Raw genomic sequence first — 23,900 nt, 5'->3', positions numbered from 1 at the left:
TTTTTTTACCTAACCCCCCTACCCCTCTCAAAAGGAGAGAGGGGGGTAGTAAGATTAGTATTAGTTCATTGGCACTTCAATTAATAATAGTTCGGCATCACTATCTGCTAAAATCTTAATGGCCTGTGTTTCCCAAACACCGAACCCATCACGCTTGTTCAGCGATTGACTGTTAATTGTTACATCACCCTCAATAACAAAGGCATACAAGCCATTTCCTTCCTTTTTAATTTGATACGTTGTTTCGAACCCTTTCTTCAGTGTTCCTAAATGGAACCATGCATCCTGGTTAATCCATATACCTTTGTCCTCTTTTAACGGACTTACAATTTGCTGGAGTTTGTTGATGCGGTCTTCCGGCTTGAAGGTAAGCTGGTCGTATCGCGGGTCAATGTTGCGCACCTTCGGGAAAACCCAGATTTGAAGAAAGTTTACTTTCTTATCCTTATTCTTATTGTATTCGCTGTGGTACACGCCCGTTCCGGCACTCATTATCTGCACATCGTTTTGTCGGATAACGGCCACATTGCCCATGCTGTCTTTATGCTCCAGGTCGCCCGAAAGCGGTATTGAAACAATCTCCATGTTATCGTGTGGATGACGGCCAAAGCCCATGCCTCCCTCCACAAAATCATCGTTTAAAACGCGCAGAGCGCCAAAATGCATGCGCTGCGGATTATAATAATGAGCAAAACTGAATGTATGACTGGTATCAAGCCAGCCATGGTTGGCATGGCCACGGGTATTGGCTTTGTGCAAAACGGTTTTCATTACTTTCTGGATTAAAGGTTAAACAAAGTTATATACAATTGTTGTATATACAACTATTTAACTGAAATTGTTCCTGGTCGCACAAACCTCCAGAAAGACTGTTATTACAGGCTAGCGCTTCAGCAGTTTAAAACCAATTTCCCGCCCCTGCCCGCGCATCATGGCCAGGTTAATCCAGAAAAAGGCGAACTGCTCCATCAATTGAAATTTATCGTTGCCGCCCACATCGTAGCACTCGGCAAAGCCAGCATCCAACGCCAGATGATGTACAATCTTCTTTCCTTTTTCGCTATCGCCAGCCATAAACATGTCGATGGCCATGTTCCCGTACGTTGGGTTTTTCATGTTATTGAAACCGGTAGTATTAAAGCTCTTCACCACATCGCGCGTAGCGGTGTTTGCTAAGATGGCATCAGCTGTGTTGGAGAATCCTGCCGGGCCACGGCCCATCACCACGTTCATGGCATCGATGATTACTTTGCCTGTTGTATCCCCCAACGATTGGGCTACCGCTGCTGCCACCGGTGCAGGTGTGGCTACTACTATAACTTCCGCTTCGCGCACAGCAGCTTGTACCGGATGAACGCTGGTATTCGCATTTTTAAGCAGTTCCTTTCCTTTAAAGTCGCTGGTGTTTTGAACACCCAAAAAAATAGTATGTCCGGCTTTTGCCCAGGCCGTGGCCAACGCCCCGCCTACGTTACCGGTTCCGATGATGGCGATTTTCATGATGAACAGCTATTGATGTTCCCCTAATATATAAATCCATTTTCTGGTTTAACCGCAGGCGGTAAGTTCTTCTCTCCCAGCATTTCTTTCAAGTCGCGTTCAATCGTATTGCACAGGGCACTTAGGGGCACATCGGTAATCCGGTTTTCAAACGGATCTTCATTTACCTCGCCCACTTTGGCCAGTATGGCAAACACAAATGAAATAATAAGCGATACGGGCAGCATGAGGTAATCGATACCCAGGCGACTGAAATCGCCAATCAAGGTAAGCGGCAGCAACAGCATAAAGGCATATAAAAACAGTCGCGTAAAATAATCGTACTGCCGCAACAGCGGGGTATTTTTGATGCGCTCACACCCACCCTGGTAATTGGCCAGCGCCAGCAACTGTCCTTCCATCTGAAAAGAATCAAATCCGCCCAGCGTACCATTGCCCATGGCGGCATAAATTTTTCGGCCCGTAAGCAAGTGCAGGAAATTTGGCTTATGCTGACTTTGCCTGAGTGCACTAAAATCTTCATCACTCACGAAGGGCTTCAGCGCATCCCAATCTTCCTGCCCGCGTAAATGCAATCGCAAGGCATGCACCCAGGCAATGCACAGGTAAATCATTTGCTTCTTAAACGATACGCTGCGTGCAGCATCGTAGTTTGGTTGGTGTGCGTGGCTATCGGTAAACGTAATGATGAGGCGCGCCAATACCCGGCTGGAGTTTACAATGCCGCCCCACAAGGTGCGCGCTTCCCACCACCTTCCGTAGGCGCTGTTGTTGCGAAAAGCAATGAAGATGGCCAACGCACTGCCCAAAATGGCCGCTACCGAAAAAGGCAATGCCACCTGACTAATGCCGTAGCGATACAATGCCCACACTACTACACCGGTAAGAAGTGAAAAAACAATTTCACTTCTTACATAGCCGATTACGCGTACCGGGTTAAAATTTCGTTTGATAATCATAAACTTATTTTTTGAATTGACAGCTGATACCGAATGTAAGGATGCGGTCGTGTTGTTTAACTGATGCGGCCACGATCTGCTCGTAATAGAAATTGTATTGCAATAAAAAACTCAATCCTCTCCATACGGGAAAGTCCAAACCCGCATCCAGTTGTGCACGGTTGTTCGTTACTTCATCCAAACCCGGTTGCCAATAGGCCGTGTAAAAAAGTCTTAGTCGGTTATTCAACAACCGGTGCCAGCCAGCCAGGTAAGCCGTAGCCCGCCAGAGGCAGATGGTGTTGTTTCCGTTATAAAACTCTTCGTTGAATTGTTGATTTCTAAAGTCAGTCTCTTCATAGATAACACTGGCCGATACTTTCAGATTTGTTGCAGGCTTTTGTACAAACTGCCATGTAGTACCCACACCACCAAACCACCGAAAATCAATTTGCCTGCGATAGTTCGTTTGCAGATAAACCATCGCGAATGGATACACCTTGCGAAAAGGATGGTAATAAAGATAGTTGCGGCTATACATGTCGTTGTCGGCTTTAAAGCCGCTAAACTGCTGGTAAAGGCTGTTGTTTTGGGATTTGAAAACCAAACTCCGCTTACTGTTGGAAACCAATTCCAACCGGGCACGCAACACAAGTAAATCGACATTTCCTTTTTGCCATGCACCGGTTGCACCTGTACGCACTTGAAAACTGGCTGTATCGCTCTCATTCAATTGTGCAACAGCAGGGATGCACATAGGCACTCCTGCTAATCCTACGATTAAATAAAAAGCAATCAGCTTCATGTTACTTGCCAAGTAACTCCACCACCATTTCGGCAGCAGCCGCCCCGGAATTTTGTTGCTGACCAGTAACCAGGTTGCCATCGGCAATCGCATACGATGAGAAGGGAGCAGCCACTTTGAAGTTGGTGCCGGAAATTTTTCGCGCTTCGTCTTCAATGCGATAAGGTTGAATCTTCATGCCCACGGCCTTGTCGGCAAATTCCTCTTCGGCATCGGCAAAGCCTGTCCAGGTTTTGCCTTTCACCAACAATTCACCGTTTGACTTTTTTGCTTCGAGTAACAGTGTTGTGCTGTGACAAACCGCTGCACTGGGTTTACCAGCTTCATAAAATGACACAAAAAGTTTTTCCAATTCCTTGTTGCCGCGAAAGGTGTACATCGGGCCCTGGCCACCTACTAAAAAGATGGCCGCATAGTCAGCAGGTTTTACCTCAGTAAGTTTGCGGGTGTTGGCCAGCATTTTGTTAAACCAATCCTGCTGCAGGTAACCAAGTGAAATTACATCATGTGCCGAGTAGCCGCTGGCATCGGTTGGATTAGAGAACCCGTCCATTTCCAGTTTGCCGCCTTCGGTGGATACCAACTCCACTTCATACCCTGCTTCCTGAAACACCCGCAGCGGGTGTGTTAACTCAGCCGCCCAGAACCCGATGGGCCAGCCGGTTTGTTTGGATACCGATGGCGAACTCGCCACCATTAAAATTTTTCCTTTGGCAGGTGCACCGTGAAAGTGCACATAGCTCTGTCTTTCTTTTACCTTTTCCATGTTGATCGATTAGTTGTGCGTTATGCACACAAAGGTTGGTGTTGTATAGTGCCTGAATCAACATATTAACTTTTAAGTAGGATACTTCCTTTTGGGAAAGTATTGGTAATTTGACACAGAAATGCCTGAGTTTTGAATCCTTAACATCCCATGCCCGATTTTATTTACGATAAGAAAGTTTACTACAACCCGGTAGAGTTTGCCATGGACCGCATTGGCGGCACCTGGAAGATGCCCATTTTGTGGCGCCTGCGCGAAAAGACCTTACGCTACAGCGATCTGAAAAAAGATTTGCCGCACATCACGCATAAAATGCTTTCAAGCGTGTTGCGTAGTTTGGAGAACGAGGGTTTTATTACGCGAAAAGTTTACCCGGTAGTACCGCCAAAAGTGGAATACTCCATTACCCCGCGGGGATTAAAGGCCATTCCCATCATTGAAGTAATCCGAAAGTATGGCGTTGACTTAATGAAGGAGTTTGGCGTGAAGGCGAAGGAGACTGAGAAAAAATAACTGCCACGAAATCGATTGCTCGTCAGAAAGAAATTCTCAGCCGCAACCCGTACCGCCATTGCGTACTCAAATAATTACCCCCGCCCAGAGTCGGTTCAAAAACTCGCGCCAGGGCAAAACGGTAATGCCGGACGCAATCGTACGCGGCAACGGGTCAAGGCTTACAATGATGCGGCTCTTCAGTTTGTATTCGTCTGAAAAGGCATTTAGCCCTTTGGTGTGTTTGAGGTGTACATTATCAGTAGATTTTACTTCCACCGCCACCTCGTGATCGCCCAGCACGAAATCCACTTCAAATTGAGATGAGGTGCGCCAATAGTGGATCGGAAATTTTTTGCCCGAATACTGACTGTAGGTTTTTAGCTCGTGAAAAATAAAATGCTCAAAAGCAAAGCCGAAGTTAACGCTACCCGGCTCAATCGATTTACGCCTGAGTAATGTGTTGACAATACCCACATCGAAAAAATAGAATTTGGGTGCGGCAATGGTTCTGCGCTTCGGGTTCTTTTGAAACGAGGGTACAAAATCGCCAATCAGTGTGTCCTCCAGAATACTGAAGTACTCTTTGATGGTGGGGCTGCTGACTCCGCAGTCTGCTGCAATGTTGGTGTAGTTGATGATTTCACCATTTGAAAAAGCGGCTTTGTTTAGAAAACGGGAGAACGTTTCGGTATTTCGGATTTTGGTTTCAGCCACGATCTCGTCTTCCAGGTAACTGCCGATATAGGCGTCTATCAACTGACCCGCATCTTCGGCCAGATAATGCCGTGGCAGCAGTCCGTTATTGAGCGCTTTGATCAGATTAAAATCCGGAATCTCGCTGAACGACAGCGGATACAACTGATACCGCAGCGCGCGGCCGCCCAGCAAGTTTACGCCTTGCTTCAAAATTTTGCGGGGAGTAGAGCCGGATAAGATGAATTGGATCTTTTTGTTTTCGATCAACCAGTGGACTTCATTTAGTAATGCGGGCAATTTCTGAATTTCATCCACGATTACGGGCTCGTGCGGGTTGGCTGCCAGAACGCTTTCACGGAATTGCTCGGGGTTGTTCAGCAGCCTGCGGTACACATCGCTAAGCAGCAAATCGAAATACAAAGCGTTGCCGTACCGCTCTTTCAGGAGGGTGCTTTTACCCGATTGACGCACACCCCATAAAAAAAAGCTGTTTCTACCCGATTTGAAGAACTCTTGCCGCCTCTTGAACACGTATGTATAGAATTACATGCAAATTTAAATATATACTTTAAAAATACATGCAATTTTGAAGTTATTCCATTTTGTCATGCTTTATAGCTTCTCACGATACCAGAGGCCCGCTCACCACGGAATTTCCTGGCGATCGCGAAAAAATTTCCCAGTTTGATTGATTGCTGCGGTTGCCAGCCACACAGCCGTATCAGCACCTTGTTCAACCGTGCGTGGTGCCGACTTCCCGCCCATATCGGTTTTAACCCAGCCGGGGCAGTAGGCATTTACTGAAATATCCCGTGATGAAAGTTCATAAGCCAAGTGTCGTGTAATTGCATTGAGTGATGATTTGGAGACACAATACACGGGCGACCATCCGCCTACGGGGTCGGTCATGCTGCCGCCACCACTGGAGGTGTTGATGATTCTTCCGCCAGAAGGAATTAATGATAGAAAATGCCGGACCATCTGTACGGGACCAAACACATTGGTGCGCATGGTTTTATGAAAAATTTCGGCTGTTCCGTCTGATAAGGACCGGTCTTCGCGAAGGAGCACGGCCGCATTATTAATAAGCACATCTACTTTACCGAACTGCTTCTTCACTTGTTGCGCTGCTTGCTTGATGCTTGCTTCATCGGTCACATCCAACAAAAGAAAATGCACATCAAGCCCTTCGTCTTTTAACCGATCAACCGCTTCGTTGCCATTTGCCTCATCACGCGCAGTAAGAATTACCTGGTGCTTCAGTTTAGCCAGTTGCCGTACCACTTCAAAGCCAATTCCCTTGTTGGCACCGGTCACTAGAATAGTTTTCACAGGGATGTTGTTCAATTCTCAACTTATAACTTTAAAATTAAAGGCACCATTTTTTGTAGTTGCCCAAACGCGCAACCAGATAGGGAGCACTGCTTCCATACCGCGTGCATTGGTAATATCTCCCAAATCAAGGATATTTTGCTCCTTCCAACCAAACTCTTTTAAGAGTGATTTCACTTTTGCCTTAGCCTCGTCATCATTGCCACAGATGAAATTTGTATGGTCACCTCTGCCAACCATGTTCGGATTCACCATCAAACCACACCACATGGTATTAAGCGTTTTTACAACTTTGGCTTTCGGGAATGTTTTTTGGATTTCCTCGCCTAATGAATTCGTATTCGATAGCGCTGGAAGTAAACTGGCTGGCTGACCTTTGCTGAAGTCGAGAGGGTTAGCCACGTCAATGATAATTTTTTCATTGATGTTCTCACCGGCTAACTTAATAGCTTCAATGGAAGCATCACCTTTTGTACAGTTGAAAATGACTTCACCAAAGGCAGCAGCTTCTTGAAATGTACCTGCGCTCGCTCCGGCCTTATGCTTCGCTACAAAGGCCAAAACCTTTTCGTTGGATTTGCTTCTGGATCCCATCATCACCTGGTGCCCCAATTCGATTAATCGTGAACCAATGGTGTTACCCACGGTTCCGGTTCCGAGTACACTGATTTTCATGCGTCTATACTTTTTTTAAATCAACAAAACGTACCCCTTGGTCTCCTAGTCGGAATCATTCTTCTGTATTAAATTTCATTATTTACCAGATAAAAAATACTTATTAATCATCCTGAAATTTATTGACGAAATAACGGTTTTTTGTGATCAATAAACCAATAACCATCGTTATCCCCTGATTTCTTTGCTGAAGAACAGGCTCAGGCAAGTAACCTTTAAAGTTTTGCTTCGTAAAGAAGGTAAAATTCTGCTCATCGTGCTTCGTATTGTAGCCTGCATTCTTTCACTTAGTTTACTGACCCAGCCGGTTTACGCCTCGCTGATTTCAGCTTTTCCAAATGCTGAACAGTTTGAGGAGACTTCAAAAACGGAAGAAAAGACCGAGGCGTACAGCCATCAGAGGCGAGCAACACCTGCCCTTAAACCCCTGCTGCTTGCAACAACCGCACGGCAGACCATCAGCCTAGAGCACTCAATACCCCAGCCGGTCTTTGCTCTGACTAAACGATTCCTCGTTCTCCAGGTCTTTCGATTGTAGCAGTTACAACGCCTCTCTCAGAATTTTACGGTAATCCGCCTGCCAATTCGTTTTCAGGTGAACTTATGCAAAACGTTTTCTGGCTAGGATGCCACGACTATTAACCAGTAACGAATGAACTCATGAAAGCTAAGCATAAAATTTCAATGCTCGATTACACAAAAATTATTATCGCTAAAGTAGCGTTTGATCGCAGGTTGCTTCTGAAGGAATTCCGGAAATCGCAAGCCTGGCTTGCCGACAGGGAACGCAGCGAATTGTATCGCTGGATGAAGCAACACGGGTATCTGCCGGATAGTTTAACTACAGCCCACTAACCAAACAAACGGATTTATGGAAAGTTTATGGAGTTGGGCAGGGTTTGTTTTACTAATCCTTTTCTTGCTGATTCTTGATCTGGGTGTGTTTCACCGGAAGGCCAGGGAAATTTCGGTGCGCAACGCGTTGTGGTGGACGGCCTTCTGGGTTACACTCGCCTTCATTTTTAACGGATTCATCTATTATACCTACGGGCAGGATAAGGCCTTTGAATTCTTTACCGGGTTTCTCATCGAGAAATCGCTGAGTGTTGATAACATTTTCGTCATCATTTTGATTTTCAGCTATTTTCAAGTGCCTGCGGCCTATCAGCACAAAGTGCTTTTCTGGGGAATTCTGGGAGCCCTGATTATGCGCTTCTGTTTTATATATGCCGGCATTGAACTGATTCAGCAGTTTCATTTTCTCATCTATCTTTTCGGTGCGTTCTTAATCATTACCGGAATTCGAATGATTATTCACCGCGGTGAGCATTTTGAACCCGAACGAAATCCGGTGGTACGCTTCACAAAAAAATGGTTCCGACTGACACCCCATTACGACAAAGACAATTTCTTCGTAATACGTAACGGATTGTTGTATGCCACACCACTCTTGCTGGTTGTTGTGCTTATCGAATTTACCGACCTGATTTTCGCGGTTGACAGCATACCGGCAATCCTGGCGGTCTCAAAAGACCCTTTCATTGTATATACATCCAACGTATTTGCCATTCTGGGCCTTCGTTCACTTTATTTTGCCCTGGCCGGTATTGAACGCTATTTTGCTTACCTGAAATACGGTCTGGCTGTTATCCTGGTTTTTGTTGGGATAAAGATGAGTATCTCGGATTTAATCATAATTCCTATTGAAATTTCTTTGGCATTCATCGTCCTCACACTTTCTGTGGCTGTTTTGGCCTCCATGGTATTGCAGCCGGCCAGTAACCCTGGCAAGCCGACAATTCAATGAGTGTAGCAATTCACAGCCTGTACCTTAACCCGCAGTTGATGCAGTTTCTTGTGCAGTTGCTCGGCAAGCTGAGCCGCGCCTGGTTCATCGCCATGCACGCAAACGGTATCGGCTTGTAACGCTACCCGTGTGCCGCTTGTTGTTATCACAAATCCGTTGATCAGGTTCATCACCTGCTCAACGGATTGCCGTAAATTGGTAATACGTGCTCCGGCAAGGGTCCGGGGCAACAGGGAGCCGTCCTCCCCGTAAACCCTGTCTGCAAAAACCTCATGGGCCGTTTTCAACCCAAGTGCTTTTGCTTCCGAAATCATTACGCTTCCGCTTAATCCGTAGTAAATCAAATCAGGATTAAAGTCTTTTACAGCCTGTGCAATTGTGCGACTCATTACACTGTCTTTTGCGGCCATATTATACAGCGCACCATGCGGTTTAACATGATGGAGTGTTGCCTGCAGTTCTTTACAGATACTGTCAATAATTTTCAATTGCTTCCATATTAACTCGTACAACTCATCAGCAGGCAACTGAACAGGCACGCGCCCGAAATTTGGCTTGTCGTTAAAACCCGGATGAGCACCGATGGCTACGCCATGTTTCAAACACAAATCAATTGTTTTGCGCATGGTGGCTTCATCGCCAGCGTGATAGCCACAGGCAATGTTGGCGCTGGTAATGTGGGGCATAATGGCCGCATCGTTGGGCATGCCCTCACCTAAATCGCAATTCAGGTCGATGGTCATAAATCGCGTTCTCTCAATTTAAATTTACACGCCTGCTGCAATTGAACTATGTGCTGTACTTGTTTTATAAACAAATCTTCAGCCTCTCTGATATCCACCAAGGAAAAATAAACTTTCTCCGCTGGACGGAATTGCGCCAACTTTGACCGATCAGCGGCAATTACATGCGCTATTCTCGGATAACCACCCGTAGTTTGATGTTCGGCCATCAGCGCTATCAACTCACCGCTGGGCAACACTTGTATCGTTCCAAACGAAACGGCTGTTGAAAGCAATTCCTGCTTTCCGGATTGTTTCAATTCCGTTCCCTCCAGCCGATAACCCATCCGGTCGCTTTGTCGGCCAATGGTAAACCCTTTTTTCAAAAAATCTTTTTGGGAGGCCTTAGTCAACCAATCAAATTCATTGCCCTGAATACACCGTATCACGGTTTTTGTCGCCTTGGTCAGTGAGGACACAAACCAATGGGTGTAAAATTCGGTAACATCCGCACGCCAGGGAAATACTTTTGTTTCTGCTGCACTAATATTTTTCCTGAACGATAGCGTATCGCCCTTTTTCAAAAATCTTCCGTCAACCCCACCAATTTTAGCCTTTGTGTTCGTGCTGTAACTGCCCAGCCGTTCCTCAAGTTCCAATCCACCTTGTACGGCAAGGTAACACCATGCACCGCACATTACCTTTGAAAACTTCAGCTCACTACCTGCTGCTACAAGAAGAGGCTGATGCAGCGGAATGTTCTTACCATTCAACTTAGGCATAAAGTTGGCACCACCAACGGCTATTAGCGCTGGAGAATTAAAACGAATAGCAGCAGCCGGAAAACTCATTTCAACAATGGCTTCATTTAATGGATTTCCAACCAATGCATTGGCAATCTTCATCGCATTCAAATCCATTGCACCAGATGGGTTGATGCCCAAATGCTGATACCCAAACCGGCCGGCATCCTGAACGGAATCAGCAATACCCGCCTTTATCACTTCCATGCTCATGGCATAAGTGGGTTAAAGCATTCAGTATTGAAAGAGTCAAATTCATCCTTTGAGATTGGATAGAGCTTTACTTCATCACCGGGCTGAAACAATACCGGATTTTCAGCTTGCGGATTAAAAAGCGTTACGGGGGTACGCCCGATAATATTCCATCCACCGGGTGAATCCAACGGATAAATACCTGTCTGATTTCCGGCAATGCCCACACTGCCTGCAGGCACGTGTTTGCGGGGTGTTGGCAAGCGTGGTGTGGCAATTTTTTCATTCACGATACCCATGTAGGCAAAGCCGGGCAAAAATCCCAGCATAAACACACGATAGGTTTGCGCAGCGTGAAGTTCAATCACCTGATCAATGGATAGGTTTTTTGCTTTGGACAACGACTTTATATCGAATCCAAAATCCGAATCGTAACAAACGGGAACAGAAAGTTTTCTGCCAGAAACAGCTTTAACATCATCACATCGCTTAACTGCCTCCTCCAACTGTTTACTAACCCACGCAAATGCCGATTGACTTTGCCTGCGAATTTCTTTTATATCATATACTACAGTAAGCGTACAGTATGCCGGAATCAGGTCCTTCCAAAAAGGATTGGGTTGTTTTCGCAGGTGATTATAAAGTCTGAAAACCTTGTCATTTACTACGGCATTCAATTCGTTTCCCAAACAAATTGTCAGGGCATTTTCGCTAATCGGATATATGGTTATCGATCTGCTCAATTACGAAGTATCTTTAAATTACCCGCGAAGCTTATCCAGTAACCGGTTTAATTCCTGTGCTTCAGCTTTCGTCAGGTTCTTCAGTGTATTTTGCCAGGCATCCGATGCGCGATCGATTTCTGTCAACAGGCTCAAACCTTTATCGGTAATGCTGATGTCCACCTGCCTGCGGTTGTTCTTGCAGATTTCGCGCTTCACAAAACCCTTCAGCCGCAACTTTTCTACCAGCCGTGTTGCGTTGCTGTTCTTATCGATCATCCGGCAGGTGATGTCAGCCAGCATCATGGGTTTGGGGTGGCTGCCACGTAAAATGCGCAATACATTAAACTGCTCAGGTGTAATATCAAATTCTTTCAGGAAGGTGGCATTCAGGTTGTACAGCCAACTGCCGGTGAACAAAATGTTTACAGCCGCCTTTTGAAATTCACTTTGAAATTTTTCCTGTTTAACTTCACTTTCGATTGAAGCCATTTGTGCCGGATCTTTAAATCAACCAAAATTAATACAATAGTTGTAGATACAATCTTCAGACATGATCACTTTCAATGCCACTATTCAACGTTTTGACAAGAAAGGCGAGAAAACCGGCTGGAGTTACATTGAAATCAGTGCCGCGCAAGCCAAAAAACTCAAGCCCGACAGCAGAACCTCCTTCCGGGTAAAAGGGAAACTAGACCGCTACCCGCTCAGGCAAACCGCCCTGATACCGATGGGCAATGGCAAATTTATTTTACCCATAAACGGCACCATACGAAAAGGAACCGGCAAAAAACAGGGTGATAAATTAAAAGTGACTTTGGAACTGGATGAAAGTAAATTCATCATGAATGCTGATTTTATGGCTTGTGTTAAGGATGACCCAGCGGCCAACACCTTTTTTAAAACACTACCCGCGGGGCATCAGCGCTACTTCAGCAAATGGATCGACAGCGCCAAGACAACACAAACAAAAACCAAACGGATCGTAATGGCAGTTAATGCACTGGCCCGCAAAATGGGCTTTCCGGAAATGCTGCGGGAGGAGAAGCGGAATAAATTGTACAGTATGCGATAAATTAAAAAAGAAGCCCCGGCAAAAACCGGGGCCCCTAACCTAACCCTATAAAAAATTATTTGTTGCGCGCTGCCTTAATGGGCACCGTTCTGAACTGCCCGAAACTCATGGTTCCCTCCATGGTGTCATCTTTAACTATGGCATCAACCGTTATGGTTACCTCGTTGCCACCAAAATTGAGCACGTAGGTATACACGATGTTGTTGCCGGTTACCGATACAGACGTGAGTGTAACCTCCTGTGGCATGCGGTCGCTCTTAATGGTTCCTCCCCATTTGCCATCGGTGTTGGTAATCACCAGTTTACCACCGGACGACTGCTGTCCGCTATCCACGGTGTACGTCCAGGTGCCGGTTGCATCAACCGGAGCCACGGTTGAATCAGCCGGAACTGTTTCTTTCTTCACGGGCTGGGTAACCGGGCGGCTGGCTCCGGTAAATCCGCTACCGCGCTGGCCATTTTGCTGCTGACCCTGGCCCATGTTACCATCCATATCACCGCCACCGCCATCTTTCAAATCATCATTATTTACGCCACGTCTCCTGCGGGGCTGGTTATCGTAGCTCATTTTACCAAACCGGTAATTAAAGTTTATCCGGATGCTGAACACATCGCGGATATTGATATTGGTTTGATCAATGGTTGGTGATTCCGTTACACCCTTAATACGGAATTGCGGTGTAAAGAAGTTTTCAAAACCAATGCCGAACCCGCCCTTCTTGTCTTTAAAATCTTTACGGATGGCAACACTGTAGGTGCCAAAACCTCCCTGGTAGCCCTGCAGGTTTACCTGGCGACCACGGTAAAAACCAAATGCCTGTAATGACCAACGATCATTTATTTTGTAGTTACCAAACAATCGGCCACTGGGTACCCAGCCTTCATTACGGGCGGCATAAAGCGGATCGGCTACGTTGTTGTCAAGAATAGCGTAATACACATCACCACCACCGCCCAGGGTAAGTTTGCCAACCATTATGTTGCCAAAAACACTTAGTCCAACCGCCTTCTCTTCACCAATATTCTGGTAAGTTGTGATTATGGTGTCTCCTTTTGCCTGCCGAACACCCTGGATAGCATCGGTAGTATTCCGGAAGAAGGTGGAGAAGTTGAGGTATGTACTCTTGATATTCGCACTGTATGATAATTCATAATTGTCAGTCAGTTCCGGATCAAGGTACGGATTGCCAATCTGGAGAAACAGCGGGTTAGGATTTTGAATGTTGGGGTTTAAAAACTGAATGGACGGTCGTCTGATTCTGCGGTTATACGCTGCCTTCAGGGTATTATTGTTTTTCAATCGCTTGGAAAGATTTATGCTGGGAACAAAAACACCATAAGAGGGTATTTCTTTATCGGCAAGCGAAGGATCCTCCGGATCGTTCTGGAAGTTGGCATCAATGCGGGTATATTCATAACGCCCTCCTGCTTTCAGGCTATAAGCCCTGGGCAGCGTAGCCGTGTACGAAATGTAGCCGGCTGTAACGTCCTGGTCGTAATTAAAAACATTGCCGGCATTGGTTGTTGTTTCAGGAACGTAGTCCCCGTCAGGCCCTACCGCCCGGAAGCTCTGATAATCGCTTGACACTTTGCGAATAATCTCTTTGGCGCCAAATTCAACCAGTTGCTTATCGCCAATCGGGGTTTGATAATCTACCTGAAGGGTAACCTCCTGGTTAAAGCTTTTGTTATCGTTCCTGCGCCTGAAATCAACGATATCGTTATCGTCATAAGAAATATTGGTAAAATCGTTGGTGCGGTTATTTAAACTGTAAAGGGTTGAGATGCTGAATTCTTTCGATGGTTTTTCAAAAGTACGCGTATAGTCCAGGGTAAGATCGACCGTTCCTGAGTTATCAATTGTGTTAACATTAGCCCTATCGTACCGGGTTTGAACACCGTTTACCAGCGAAAGAGTTTCTAAATCATCCTGATAACTTGTTCCATTCCGAACACCGTACCGTACCGAAGCAGCCAGGTAATTGTGCTTATCAATGTCATAATCCCAGTTTAGCGAGTACCGACCAAACAAGTTGTTGTTGCGCGTATCGGCACGCTGTATGTTCAAAATGGTATCCTGTGTAAGTTGGCGGTTCTCAAAACTGCCGGTATTGTTGTAATTAGCCCGACCAAAGCCACCTAATGAAAATCCCATTTTGCCTTTTCGGTAGGCACCATTAAGTCCGAGGTTCGAGCCCCGGTAGCCCACACCGGCATCTACGTTTAAAGTCAACCCTTCAAGTGTATTCTTTTTAGTAACGATGTTAATAATACCCGATGATCCTTCAGCATCGTACTTGGCAGAAGGCGAAGTAATCACCTCAACTGTTTTAATCTGGTCGGCCGGGATCTGCTTCAACGCATCAGCAACGCTGCTGGCGGTGATGGTGGAGGGCTTATTATTAATGAGCACAAGAATATTGGAGTTCCCGCGAAGCGATACATTTCCGTCCAGGTCAACATTAAGCATGGGCACCCTGCGCAACACATCGGTGGCATCACCGCCTTTGGTGGTGGCATCGTTCTCGGCATTATAAATTGTTCGATCAACCCGTTCTTCAATTAAGGCACGCTGACCCTCCACAACCACTTCGTTAAGAACAGCAGCTTCTTCCTTGAAAGCTATTGCGCCAAGATCAATGTCCTTCTTATCAAGTGTTACTGGTATGTTCTGGGTTTCATATCCGATAAACGATATGCTTACCGTATAACTACCGGCACCGAGTTTGGTTATTGTAAACTTTCCCTTGTCATCGGCAACGGCACCGTCAATAATTTTTCCTTCGGCATCGGCCAGGGCGATGGTGGCAAACTCTACCGGCTGTTTGGAGTTGGCATCAATCACTACTCCGGAAATTTTATTATTGCCTTTTGGCTTTTCGGTTTGTGCCATCAGGCCTGCGAAAAAAAGTATCCCGGGTAAAAGTAAAAAAGTACGTTTCATTGCTTGTTATTGTAGTTCATCAGGGTTTTACTGCCTTAAAGACTGCAAAACTGCGAGGATTGTTCTGCAATACAGCAAGTATTAGACGGCCGGCCCTATTGCATCGACCAACGGGCATCAAGACGTGCCGGGGTCTTAATTATCCTATCAATCGAACACTTTATTAAAGCAGTCGAAAAAGCATGGGTTTTCATCGCAGGAACAAGGCAAGCAGTTAGTTTTGTGCGTTTAAAATCAAGTATGCAAACACTTTTTCAACGGCACCGGCTCACGTTGCTGCACATTATTTTCTGGTGCATCTACCTGTCGTTTAACCTGTACCAGATAAGCTTTTACCAGCAACGCAGGGGCTACGACTGGAACAATGCCATATCATTTGCAGGAGTTCAGTTTGCGTTTACCTTTACCATTGCCTACCTCAATTACTTTATTTTTTTACCCCGATTCATTAAGAACAAGAACATCTGGAGATACCTGCTGGAGTTCAGCATTCCCTTTGCCCTGCTCGTCTTTCTTCGGATCTACGTGCAGCGAATGATGGTGGAAGGCTCACCCAGAGCGGACTACTTTTATTCGAACATGTTTGTGGTGCAGGTTGTTGCCATTAACCTGTTTATTACCGTATTCGTGAGTATGCTACGCTTTGCAGCCGATTGGTTTGAACTGGAGGCTCGTAAGAAGGAAATAGAAAATGAGCGCCTGATGGCAGAACTGAATTTTCTGAAGGCCCAGATTAATCCGCACTTTCTATTTAACACCCTCAACAACCTGTATTACCTGGCTTTCTCCAAATCGGATAACACCACAACGGTTATTGAAAAGCTATCGCAGATGATGCGGTACATGATTTACGACTCCAATCATGCAAAGGTGCCGCTCAATAAGGAAATTGAGTACATGAAAAACTACATCAGCCTGGAGCAGCTGCGGCTGAACAACCAGGTGCCCATCCGGTTTGAAATTGAAGGAAATACCGATAACAAGCAGATTGCACCCCTGATTTTTATTACCTTTCTTGAAAATGCCTTCAAGCACGGGGTAAACAACCACAGCACTAATGCCTGGGTAAACGTGTCGGTAAAGCTTAACGGCAGCCAATGCGTTTACCGGGTTGAGAACAGCAAACTGCCTCCGACAACCGATACCAAAGAAGGAAAGTCGGGCATTGGTTTGCAAAACGTGAAGCGAAGGCTTGAGTTGAGTTACCCCGGGCAGTACGAACTAACGATTGAGGATAAACCCAATCGGTATGCCGTGCAACTCAACGTTGTTTTGAATTGAGAAAAATTGATTGCCTGATTGTTGAAGACGAGCCCCTGGCCCGCAACCTGATGGTAGAGTACGTAAAGAAAGTACCCTACCTGAACCTGGTTGATGCCTGCCCCAATGCCATGAAAGCCATGGAGGCCCTGAAGAAAAACCCGGTTGACCTGATCTTTCTGGACATTCAGATGCCGGAGATTACCGGCATAACACTGTTGAAAATCCTGCCCAATAAGCCCATGGTTATTTTCACTACAGCCTATTCCGAGTATGCATTGGAGGGGTACGAACTTGATGTGGCGGATTACTTACTAAAGCCTGTAACGTTTGAACGCTTTTTGAAAGCCGTTGAAAAAGCAAGCGCTCGAATGCCGGTAACACCGGTTATTCACTCAGCCACAGCAACCGAACAACCAGCCGGCCAGCCTTTTGTATTTGTGAAAGACGGCACCAAGTTGGTTAAGGTGGTGTTCAATGATATTCTTTACATCGAAGGACTGAAAGACTATGTTACCATCCACACCCGCCAGCAAAAGATTACCACCTTGCAGCGGATGAAACACCTCGAAGAGCAACTTCCTGCAGATAGCTTTATCCGTATTCACAATTCGTTTATTATAAACATTAAAGCTATTGATGCCATCCATAAAAACGAAGTACAGATTGGCCAGGCCATGCTGCCGATAAGCGATTCGTACCGGAAGAGTTTTAAAGAGTTTGTGGAGAAGAATCAGATGGGGTAGTACTTTAGCAAGCGCTGTGTTCAAGTAATAAGTGCAACTTATCAGCTGCTCTATCCTTTTCCGGCTTTTCCACAATTTTACCTCCCGCTCCCTTCTGTAAGCCTCTTCCTTGGTATTCAAACTTTCGTAATACACAACCTTCCAGTCGTTAAACTTTCCCGTATAACCGCTGTGATGGGAGTTGTGTTTGCGCAATCGCTCTCCCAAATCCTCAGTGGTATGGCCGACATAATACCGGCCGGCCGTTGAAGAATGAAGAATGTAAAAGATGGCTTGCATAAAAAAGTCTCCCATGAAAGGAGACTTGAAAACGTGGGAGCTGAGGGATTCGAACCCCCGACCCTCTGCTTGTAAGGCAGATGCTCTGAACCAGCTGAGCTAAGCTCCCCTGTTTGAGGACTGCAAAAGTAGTACAGTTTTTGATTTGTACAAACGCACTGTGATTTCGCGTTAATAACCTGCTAAAAAACTAACTTTACTTTCATTTTTTACCCTTGAAAACCTTCCGCAAAGTTATAGGCTACTCACTGTTGGCCCTTGCTGTATTGCTCATTGCCCTCATAGCCTCGGTATTCCTGTTTAAAGACCAGGTTATCAACCAGTTTGTACAGCAAGCAAACCGGCAATTAAATACCCCGGTTAAAATCGGCAAAATGGATGTTTCGGTGTTTGAACGCTTTCCGCAACTGTCTATTGTATTTTATGATGTGTACGCAGAAGACAGCCACGAGGGGCAATACCCACTGCTTACCGCCTCGAAAATTTCGTTCCAGTTAAACCCCATTGAAGTTTACCGGGGCAAGTACACCGTGCTTGGATTAAGCATAACCGATTGTGAAACCAACCTGAAGATTAACAGCAAAGGAGAAAATAATTATACCGTAGTAAAAGAAACATCCTCCTCTGAGTCGGTTGGTTTTGCGCTTCAAAATGTTTTGCTGGTTAATTGCCGGGTCCGGTTCCTTGACCTGGAGCGCAAAGATGATATGCAGTTTTATTCCAACCGGCTGAGGGCTTCCATTAACTCCCAGAAGGATAGATACGAAATTAATGCCCAGGGCGAAATTACCACAGAACACCTGTTGATTGGCAGCCTTTCATTGCCCGAAAACAAATTGTTTAATGTTAACGCAAACCTTTTTTACGATCACCCCGAAAAAAAACTAACTATTCGGCCCTCTGACTTGCAACTTGGACCATCGTTTTTTACCCTGCAGGGTTCTTACCAATGGAAAGACAGTAACCTGATCAATCTTTCAGTAACAGGCAAAAACACAACGCTTCAAACGCTGCTTTCGTTATTTCCGGAAAAAACAACCGAACGCTTTCGGGAGTACCAAAGTACAGGCAATGCATATTTCAGCGCACAACTCAACGGAGAAATCGGCACTAAAAAAAGTCCGGCTCTTCGTGTGGATTTTGGCCTCACTAACGCACAGGTTAAGCACCCACAATACCATGCAAGTCTTGAAGAAACATCGGTGGCGGGGACTTTAATACTACCCGCCATTCATAACCCGAACACAGCCACCCTTTCATTGAAAAACATCAGCGGTAAATTGCAGGGAAAAACATTCCGGTCTGATCTGGAAATCCGCAACATCCATGATCCTGACATAACCTTTGCCTTTACCGGTGAGGTGAATGCCGCCTCCCTGTTTGGTTTCTACCCCATTAAATCAATCAGTGAGCCATCCGGAACCCTGATTGCTGACATCTCCTTTGAAGGAAAAACCGCGTGGCTGAAAAACAAAGTAACCGCCCAACAGGCTTCGGCCCTCGGAAGCGTTGACTTGAAAAACCTGAGCTTTTTATATGGAGCTGACCGCGTGCCCGTTAACAACCTAAGCGGAACCTTGCAATTCAATAAAAATGATTTGGCCCTCAGTAATGTTGCGGGCAACCTGGGCCGGAGCGACTTTCTGCTCAATGGTTTTTTTAAAAATGTAATAACCTGGCTGCTTTTCGAAAATCAGCCTGTAAGTATTGAGGCTGATTTACGGGCTAAATTTCTTGATGTGAACGAACTCTTTGAGTTGGGTTTCGGCAAACCAACCGAAACTGCAACAAAACCGGAATATGAGTTCAGTATTTCAAAAAACCTGAACCTCAAATTTAATTGTGAAGTGGGGCGTTTAACATACAATCGATTCAAGGCAACCAATTTGAAAGGCGATCTGCTTATCGCTAACGAAAAAGCCATTTCACGCAATATTACGCTGGAAGGCCTGGGCGGCCAACTGATGTTTACCGGCAGTATTGATGCAACAAACCCAAAAGCCAATGCCCTGGCGTGTGCCTTTTTACTTAATGGCATTCATGTTGACAGCGCTTTTTATGTATTTGAAAATTTCCGGCAGGATTTTCTTCTTGATAAAAACCTGAAGGGGCAGGCCGATGCCGAGGTGATGATGGACGTAGTGCTGAACCAGAACCTGCGCATGTTCCCGGAAACACTGGTAGCTGATATCAGCGCCACCATACGCAAAGGTGAACTCAACCAGTTTGAGCCCTTAAAAAAACTGGAGCGTTACCTGGATGATCAGGGGCTGAGTGCCATCCGGTTTGCCGATTTAAAAAACGAGATTCACATCGAAAAGGAAACCATCTACATTCCGCAAATGGAGGTAAAAACCAACGTATCGGTTATGCAGATAAGCGGCACCCACCGGTTTGACCAGCAGATTGATTACCGCATTGTTACCCCGCTGAACAATAAACGAAAAATTAACGTGGAGGAAGCTACCGGTGCTATTGAGGAAATGGAGGGGCGCGCAAAACTGTTTCTGAAAATTACCGGTACTACCGATGATTACCGCGTGCAGTATGATACCGAGGCCGTAAAACGTAAAATTGCCTCTGATTTGAAGAAAGAAGTTCAGGAACTGAAAGATCTTTTTAAAAAGAAACAAAAGAAAAAAGAAGCCGAGTTATCTAAAGAAGAATTCGACTGGTAGACCCAAGGTACCCGCTAATGAATCAACTGTATTTTTTACCAATAGTGCTCCTTGTAACGACATTTAACCTGATACACAGTGTTGCCCAGCCGCTAAAAGACAGTGTGTTGAAAGAAATGGAAAACTTGCCGCTGAAAGAGCAAATCCAAAACATTAATCGCCAATACTACAAATTTTACAGCCAAAACATCAATCTGGCCGAATCACTCCTTGCTTATGCCGCTGAACAAGCCGGCAAAAATAACTGGAAGGAAGAAGAAGCTTTTGCAGCCCTGTACCTGGGCGTAATCACGTACCTGAAAGGCGATTACGAACATGTTCAGGAAAAATATTTCAAGGCGTTAAGCTTGTTTGAAGAAATGAATCATCCCGCTGGCATAGCTGCAACCCATAACGAACTGGCCGTATTTTATCATAAACAAAACGATCTGAAAAATTGCTTTCGTAGCCTCGATATAGCCGAACAAATTGCCAGACAAATTAATGATTCGGAAAAACTGGGCACCAACCTCGGCCACCGGGGAGCCATACTCGCCAAACGAGGCAGAATTAAGGAAGCAAAGCCTTATTTTCAGGAAGTTTATAACATTCGAAAACAACAAAAGGACAGCGTGGGCCTGGGCTATGTACTGCTGGACCTGGCCGAAATTGCCGTAAGCGAAAACAACATACCGCAGGCGTTGAAATACATTGACCAGTCAACTCGTATCCGCTCGCTTATAAACGACCAGCAAGGCCTGGCTGACAATTATCTCACAAAAGCACAGGTATACCTAACAATTAAAGATTACCGTCAGGCAATTTACCAGGCCGAACAAGGTTTAGAACAGGCTCAAACGCTTGCCATGCCCGATATGGTAAAACAAATGCTTGAATTCTTAGCTAACATTTACAAACTAGCAGGCGATTATAAAAATGCGCTGCGTTATCAGCAAGAAGCACACGTTATAAAAGACAGTTTGTTTACCCTGCAGAAAGCGAAAGATATACAGGAACTGCAAATACGATATGAAACTGAGAGGAAAGAACAGCTATTAGCCCAACAAGCCGAAAAACTAAGGCAAAACCAATGGCTTATATTTCTTCTCACCAGCATACTGGCACTGCTTATTGTTATTGGCTACTTCTGGCGCAAACAGATTAAAATAAAAAAACAGCAGGAAGCAACCTTGCGCGAGCAGGAATTTCAAAAACTACTTACCAGTTCAGTAATTGCTTCAGAAGAAAAAGAACGCTCCCGGTTCGCCAAAGATCTGCACGATGGCCTCGGCCAGTTCATTTCGTCTGCGCGCTTAATCATCAATCAATCAACAAGCCAACCGATGCTCAACGTAGCTGAACAACTCGACCAAATGCACCAGGAAATACGCAACATTGCCTTTAACTTACAACCGCGCACACTGGTAAACCACGGGCTTACCGAGGCCCTGAAAGAAATGGCAGTACGTGTTAGCCAAACGGCAAACCTATCAATACAGGTGACCGCTACATCAATGAATGAACGACTCAGTGAACAAACAGAAATTTCGTTGTATCGAGTATGCCAGGAATGGGTAAACAATATTATAAAACACGGATCATGCTCACATATTAGTATAGAACTGGTGCGTCATACCTCACAGCTATCGCTTGTCATCGAAGATGACGGCCCAGGGTTTAACCCCGATGTACTCCATCGGGGAAAGGGGTTCGGCTGGCCCAACATCCAGTCACGCATCCAGCTACTTAACGGAACCGTGTTTATTGATTCACAACCCGGCTCGCAGGGCAGCAGCCTTATAGCCGAAATACCGCTATCTTATCCGAATACCGTATCAACTAATCACTATGAAAGTAATTTTAGTTGATGACCACCGTATTTTTATAGAGGGCTTAAGCCAGCTACTGGACGACTCGTATGAAGTAGTTGCCATATTTGCCGATGCTCAACAAGCACTGAAGTTTATTCAGGCAAACGAAATCGACCTATTGCTGACCGACTACGAAATGCCCGGCATAAACGGCATTGAACTATTTGAGCAATGTCGCAAATGGCGCCCTCTACTGAAGGCCGTACTACTCAGCATGCACGATGAAGGCTCCTTAGTCCGCAAGGCCATCAAAACCGGTTTTCATGGTTACTTGCTAAAAAATGTAAGTAAACAAGAGTTGCTAATGGCCATTGAAAAAATTAAGGGAGGGCATCGGTACATCAGCGCTGAATTAACAAATACAATTCTTAAACCGGAAGAATCGCCACGGTTATCGGGCCGTGAACAAGAAGTTCTTAAATTGATACTGAAAGAGTACTCCAATAAACAAATTGCTTCTGTTCTGAAGTTGAGCGAGCGCACCGTAGAAACTTACCGCAAAAACCTGTACAAAAAAGCAAACACCAACACGTTAGTGGGATTGATAAAGTTTGCGTATACCCATAAGCTTGCCGACTAGCTACCGTACTGCCACGGTATTTAAATGGCGGCTTTACGGTATACAACACAATAGAATCTGGGAATACTTTTCAGCCATAATTTCAACTAGTATGAAAAAAAGTACACTTACATTTTTTGTGGCCATGCTCATGGGTGTAACCCTTGCACAACAAGCCATTGAGTTAAAGGATTCCGGAACCTTGGGGGGTGGCTACCGCGGTGCCACCAAAGCCAGTTTAACCCTGGCTGCAAAGGGTATTGAAAGCACCGACTTGCTGGAGATAACCGATAAACTCTACCAACAATACATTGAAAAATTACAGCAAGCCGGTTACACCATCGTCTCGGCAGATGAAGCCCAGTCCATCAAGGAATTTGCAGGGTGGGAACGCAAACGAGGCGGAACATTAAGTGAAGCACAGTATCCGGGCTTTATCACTTCAGTGCCTACCGGATTTGAGTATTTCGTTAAAAAAACAAAAGATTCCGGAAAAGAAAAAAGCACTTTTACAGACAACTCTCTTAAAATTTCAAAAGACATTAAGGCAACTGTTGTAAAGGTGAATGTCCTGATTCCGTTTGTTGAAGATGCCCAATCGGGCGGAAGTAAAATGTTGTCGGATGCAGCAGGAGGATTGGTGAAGGTTGTGCTTAGACCGTACCTGCGGGTGGAAAAAGATCCCCTGCCAACCACGCAGGCCTTTGGGGAATTTCCACAAACAGTAGTTACCTATGCTTTTATGGAAAGCCTGGGTGTACAGGCCATTAGCAACTATCACTTGAAAAAAAATCTGGATATACCCGGAGTATTTGAAGATAAAAAATACAAAGCCGTTGAAACAGCCTCGGTGGATAACTGGGGAACCGATATCGGTGCACTAACCATATTTAGCGTTACAGATAACTTTCTGATGATGGCCCAACCGCTGCCATGCGATGCTAAGGTGTACAAAGAAAGCGTGTACCGTGCAGCTAATGAATACCTTGATGCCACATTGAAAGAATTTCTGAATACAACAAAATAATACTTAAGCTTGTAGCAGTAAGCCCCGAT

24 protein-coding genes, 1 tRNA gene and 1 pseudogene are annotated in these 23,900 nt (G+C 45.4%); 11 read left to right on the top strand and 15 right to left on the bottom strand.

Annotated elements, in window-relative coordinates:
- Positions 1-60: 60 nt before the first annotated feature.
- The 5 genes from HRU69_06060 to HRU69_06040 form a co-directional block, all read right to left on the bottom strand.
- On the bottom strand, positions 61-771 hold the full coding sequence (locus tag HRU69_06060; GenBank protein ID QOI97084.1) for a pirin family protein: 711 nt from the start codon (positions 769-771) through the stop codon (positions 61-63).
- Positions 772-882: 111 nt separating this feature from the next.
- Positions 883-1,500, bottom strand: a complete 618-nt coding sequence (locus tag HRU69_06055) for an NAD(P)-binding domain-containing protein (protein ID QOI97083.1) — start codon at positions 1,498-1,500, stop codon at positions 883-885.
- Between the two features lie 23 nt (positions 1,501-1,523).
- Positions 1,524-2,459, bottom strand: coding sequence for a hydrogenase (locus tag HRU69_06050; GenBank protein QOI97082.1), 936 nt, complete (start codon positions 2,457-2,459; stop codon positions 1,524-1,526).
- 4 nt (positions 2,460-2,463) lie between these two features.
- Entirely contained in the window at positions 2,464-3,243 is a 780-nt protein-coding gene (locus HRU69_06045) for a DUF481 domain-containing protein (GenBank protein QOI97081.1), read from the bottom strand.
- 1 nt (position 3,244) lies between these two features.
- Positions 3,245-4,009: a type 1 glutamine amidotransferase domain-containing protein gene (locus HRU69_06040; protein QOI97080.1), complete on the bottom strand. Its 765-nt coding sequence runs from the start codon at positions 4,007-4,009 to the stop codon at positions 3,245-3,247.
- 150 nt (positions 4,010-4,159) lie between these two features.
- Between HRU69_06040 and HRU69_06035 the strand changes: the two genes are divergently transcribed.
- Positions 4,160-4,522 carry a helix-turn-helix transcriptional regulator gene (locus HRU69_06035; protein QOI97079.1) on the top strand — a complete coding sequence of 121 codons (363 nt, stop codon included), beginning with the start codon at positions 4,160-4,162 and terminating at the stop codon, positions 4,520-4,522.
- 66 nt (positions 4,523-4,588) lie between these two features.
- On the opposite strand, the gene HRU69_06030 is transcribed toward HRU69_06035, so the two are convergent.
- The 3 genes from HRU69_06030 to HRU69_06020 all read right to left on the bottom strand — a co-directional run bounded on the left by HRU69_06030 (position 4,589) and on the right by HRU69_06020 (position 7,207).
- Positions 4,589-5,731 carry an ATP-binding protein gene (locus HRU69_06030; protein ID QOI97078.1) on the bottom strand — a complete coding sequence of 381 codons (1,143 nt, stop codon included), beginning with the start codon at positions 5,729-5,731 and terminating at the stop codon, positions 4,589-4,591.
- Between the two features lie 111 nt (positions 5,732-5,842).
- On the bottom strand, positions 5,843-6,547 hold the full coding sequence (locus HRU69_06025) for an SDR family oxidoreductase (GenBank protein ID QOI97077.1): 705 nt from the start codon (positions 6,545-6,547) through the stop codon (positions 5,843-5,845).
- Between the two features lie 3 nt (positions 6,548-6,550).
- Positions 6,551-7,207, bottom strand: a complete 657-nt coding sequence (locus HRU69_06020; protein QOI97076.1) for an NAD(P)-binding domain-containing protein — start codon at positions 7,205-7,207, stop codon at positions 6,551-6,553.
- 223 nt (positions 7,208-7,430) lie between these two features.
- Between HRU69_06020 and HRU69_06015 the strand changes: the two genes are divergently transcribed.
- From HRU69_06015 to HRU69_06005, 3 genes are all read left to right on the top strand, one after another.
- Entirely contained in the window at positions 7,431-7,745 is a 315-nt protein-coding gene (locus HRU69_06015; GenBank protein ID QOI97075.1) for a hypothetical protein, read from the top strand.
- A gap of 122 nt (positions 7,746-7,867) precedes the next feature.
- Complete coding sequence (locus HRU69_06010) at positions 7,868-8,062, top strand: hypothetical protein (protein ID QOI97074.1); 195 nt, start codon at positions 7,868-7,870, stop codon at positions 8,060-8,062.
- A 16-nt stretch (positions 8,063-8,078) separates the two neighbouring features.
- Complete coding sequence (locus HRU69_06005) at positions 8,079-9,014, top strand: TerC family protein (GenBank protein ID QOI97073.1); 936 nt, start codon at positions 8,079-8,081, stop codon at positions 9,012-9,014.
- On the opposite strand, the gene HRU69_06000 is transcribed toward HRU69_06005, so the two are convergent.
- Genes HRU69_06000 through HRU69_05985 form a run of 4 tightly spaced genes read right to left on the bottom strand, consistent with a single transcriptional unit; the run spans position 9,008 to position 11,945 of the window.
- The gene (locus tag HRU69_06000; protein ID QOI97072.1) at positions 9,008-9,757 is read right to left on the bottom strand and encodes a LamB/YcsF family protein; all 750 of its coding nucleotides are present in this window, start codon (positions 9,755-9,757) and stop codon (positions 9,008-9,010) included. The two genes, HRU69_06005 and HRU69_06000, sit on opposite strands and share 7 nt — an antisense overlap.
- Complete coding sequence (locus HRU69_05995) at positions 9,754-10,752, bottom strand: biotin-dependent carboxyltransferase family protein (GenBank protein QOI97071.1); 999 nt, start codon at positions 10,750-10,752, stop codon at positions 9,754-9,756. Before HRU69_05995 ends, HRU69_06000 begins: the two co-directional genes overlap by 4 nt.
- Positions 10,749-11,474, bottom strand: coding sequence for a 5-oxoprolinase subunit PxpB (gene pxpB, locus HRU69_05990; GenBank protein QOI97070.1), 726 nt, complete (start codon positions 11,472-11,474; stop codon positions 10,749-10,751). Before pxpB ends, HRU69_05995 begins: the two co-directional genes overlap by 4 nt.
- A gap of 18 nt (positions 11,475-11,492) precedes the next feature.
- Positions 11,493-11,945 (bottom strand): MarR family transcriptional regulator, encoded by a 453-nt coding sequence (locus HRU69_05985; protein ID QOI97069.1) that lies wholly within the window; start codon positions 11,943-11,945, stop codon positions 11,493-11,495.
- 61 nt (positions 11,946-12,006) lie between these two features.
- Here HRU69_05985 and HRU69_05980 point away from each other — a divergent pair, with 61 nt between their 5' ends.
- The gene (locus tag HRU69_05980; GenBank protein QOI97068.1) at positions 12,007-12,528 is read left to right on the top strand and encodes a DUF1905 domain-containing protein; all 522 of its coding nucleotides are present in this window, start codon (positions 12,007-12,009) and stop codon (positions 12,526-12,528) included.
- 55 nt (positions 12,529-12,583) lie between these two features.
- Here HRU69_05980 and HRU69_05975 read toward each other — a convergent pair whose 3' ends face one another.
- Complete coding sequence (locus HRU69_05975) at positions 12,584-15,472, bottom strand: TonB-dependent receptor (GenBank protein ID QOI97067.1); 2,889 nt, start codon at positions 15,470-15,472, stop codon at positions 12,584-12,586.
- Positions 15,473-15,712: 240 nt separating this feature from the next.
- On the opposite strand from HRU69_05975, the gene HRU69_05970 reads away from it, so the two are divergent.
- Positions 15,713-16,753, top strand: coding sequence for a histidine kinase (locus tag HRU69_05970; protein QOI97066.1), 1,041 nt, complete (start codon positions 15,713-15,715; stop codon positions 16,751-16,753).
- Entirely contained in the window at positions 16,750-17,478 is a 729-nt protein-coding gene (locus HRU69_05965) for a response regulator transcription factor (GenBank protein QOI97065.1), read from the top strand. The genes HRU69_05970 and HRU69_05965 overlap by 4 nt, the downstream gene beginning before the upstream one ends.
- Positions 17,479-17,514: 36 nt before the next feature.
- Here HRU69_05965 and HRU69_05960 read toward each other — a convergent pair.
- Both HRU69_05960 and HRU69_05955 read right to left on the bottom strand, forming a co-directional pair.
- Positions 17,515-17,757: pseudogene (locus HRU69_05960) on the bottom strand (GIY-YIG nuclease family protein).
- Positions 17,758-17,791: 34 nt separating this feature from the next.
- A tRNA-Val gene (locus HRU69_05955) sits at positions 17,792-17,866 on the bottom strand.
- Between the two features lie 106 nt (positions 17,867-17,972).
- Here HRU69_05955 and HRU69_05950 point away from each other — a divergent pair.
- The 4 genes from HRU69_05950 (at position 17,973) to HRU69_05935 (ending at position 23,871) form a co-directional block, all read left to right on the top strand.
- Positions 17,973-20,435: a hypothetical protein gene (locus HRU69_05950; protein ID QOI97064.1), complete on the top strand. Its 2,463-nt coding sequence runs from the start codon at positions 17,973-17,975 to the stop codon at positions 20,433-20,435.
- Positions 20,436-20,452: 17 nt separating this feature from the next.
- Complete coding sequence (locus HRU69_05945) at positions 20,453-22,282, top strand: tetratricopeptide repeat protein (protein ID QOI97063.1); 1,830 nt, start codon at positions 20,453-20,455, stop codon at positions 22,280-22,282.
- Positions 22,263-22,865, top strand: coding sequence for a response regulator transcription factor (locus tag HRU69_05940; protein QOI97062.1), 603 nt, complete (start codon positions 22,263-22,265; stop codon positions 22,863-22,865). Before HRU69_05945 ends, HRU69_05940 begins: the two co-directional genes overlap by 20 nt.
- 91 nt (positions 22,866-22,956) lie before the next feature.
- Positions 22,957-23,871, top strand: coding sequence for a hypothetical protein (locus tag HRU69_05935; protein QOI97061.1), 915 nt, complete (start codon positions 22,957-22,959; stop codon positions 23,869-23,871).
- The last annotated feature ends 29 nt before the right edge of the window (positions 23,872-23,900 follow it).

The sequence above is a fragment of the Flammeovirgaceae bacterium genome, assembly GCA_015180985.1.
In the GTDB taxonomy this organism is placed as follows: domain Bacteria; phylum Bacteroidota; class Bacteroidia; order Cytophagales; family Cyclobacteriaceae; genus UBA2336.
Note: the sequence above shows the minus strand (reverse complement) of the source record. Positions and strands in the feature narration are given on the sequence as shown.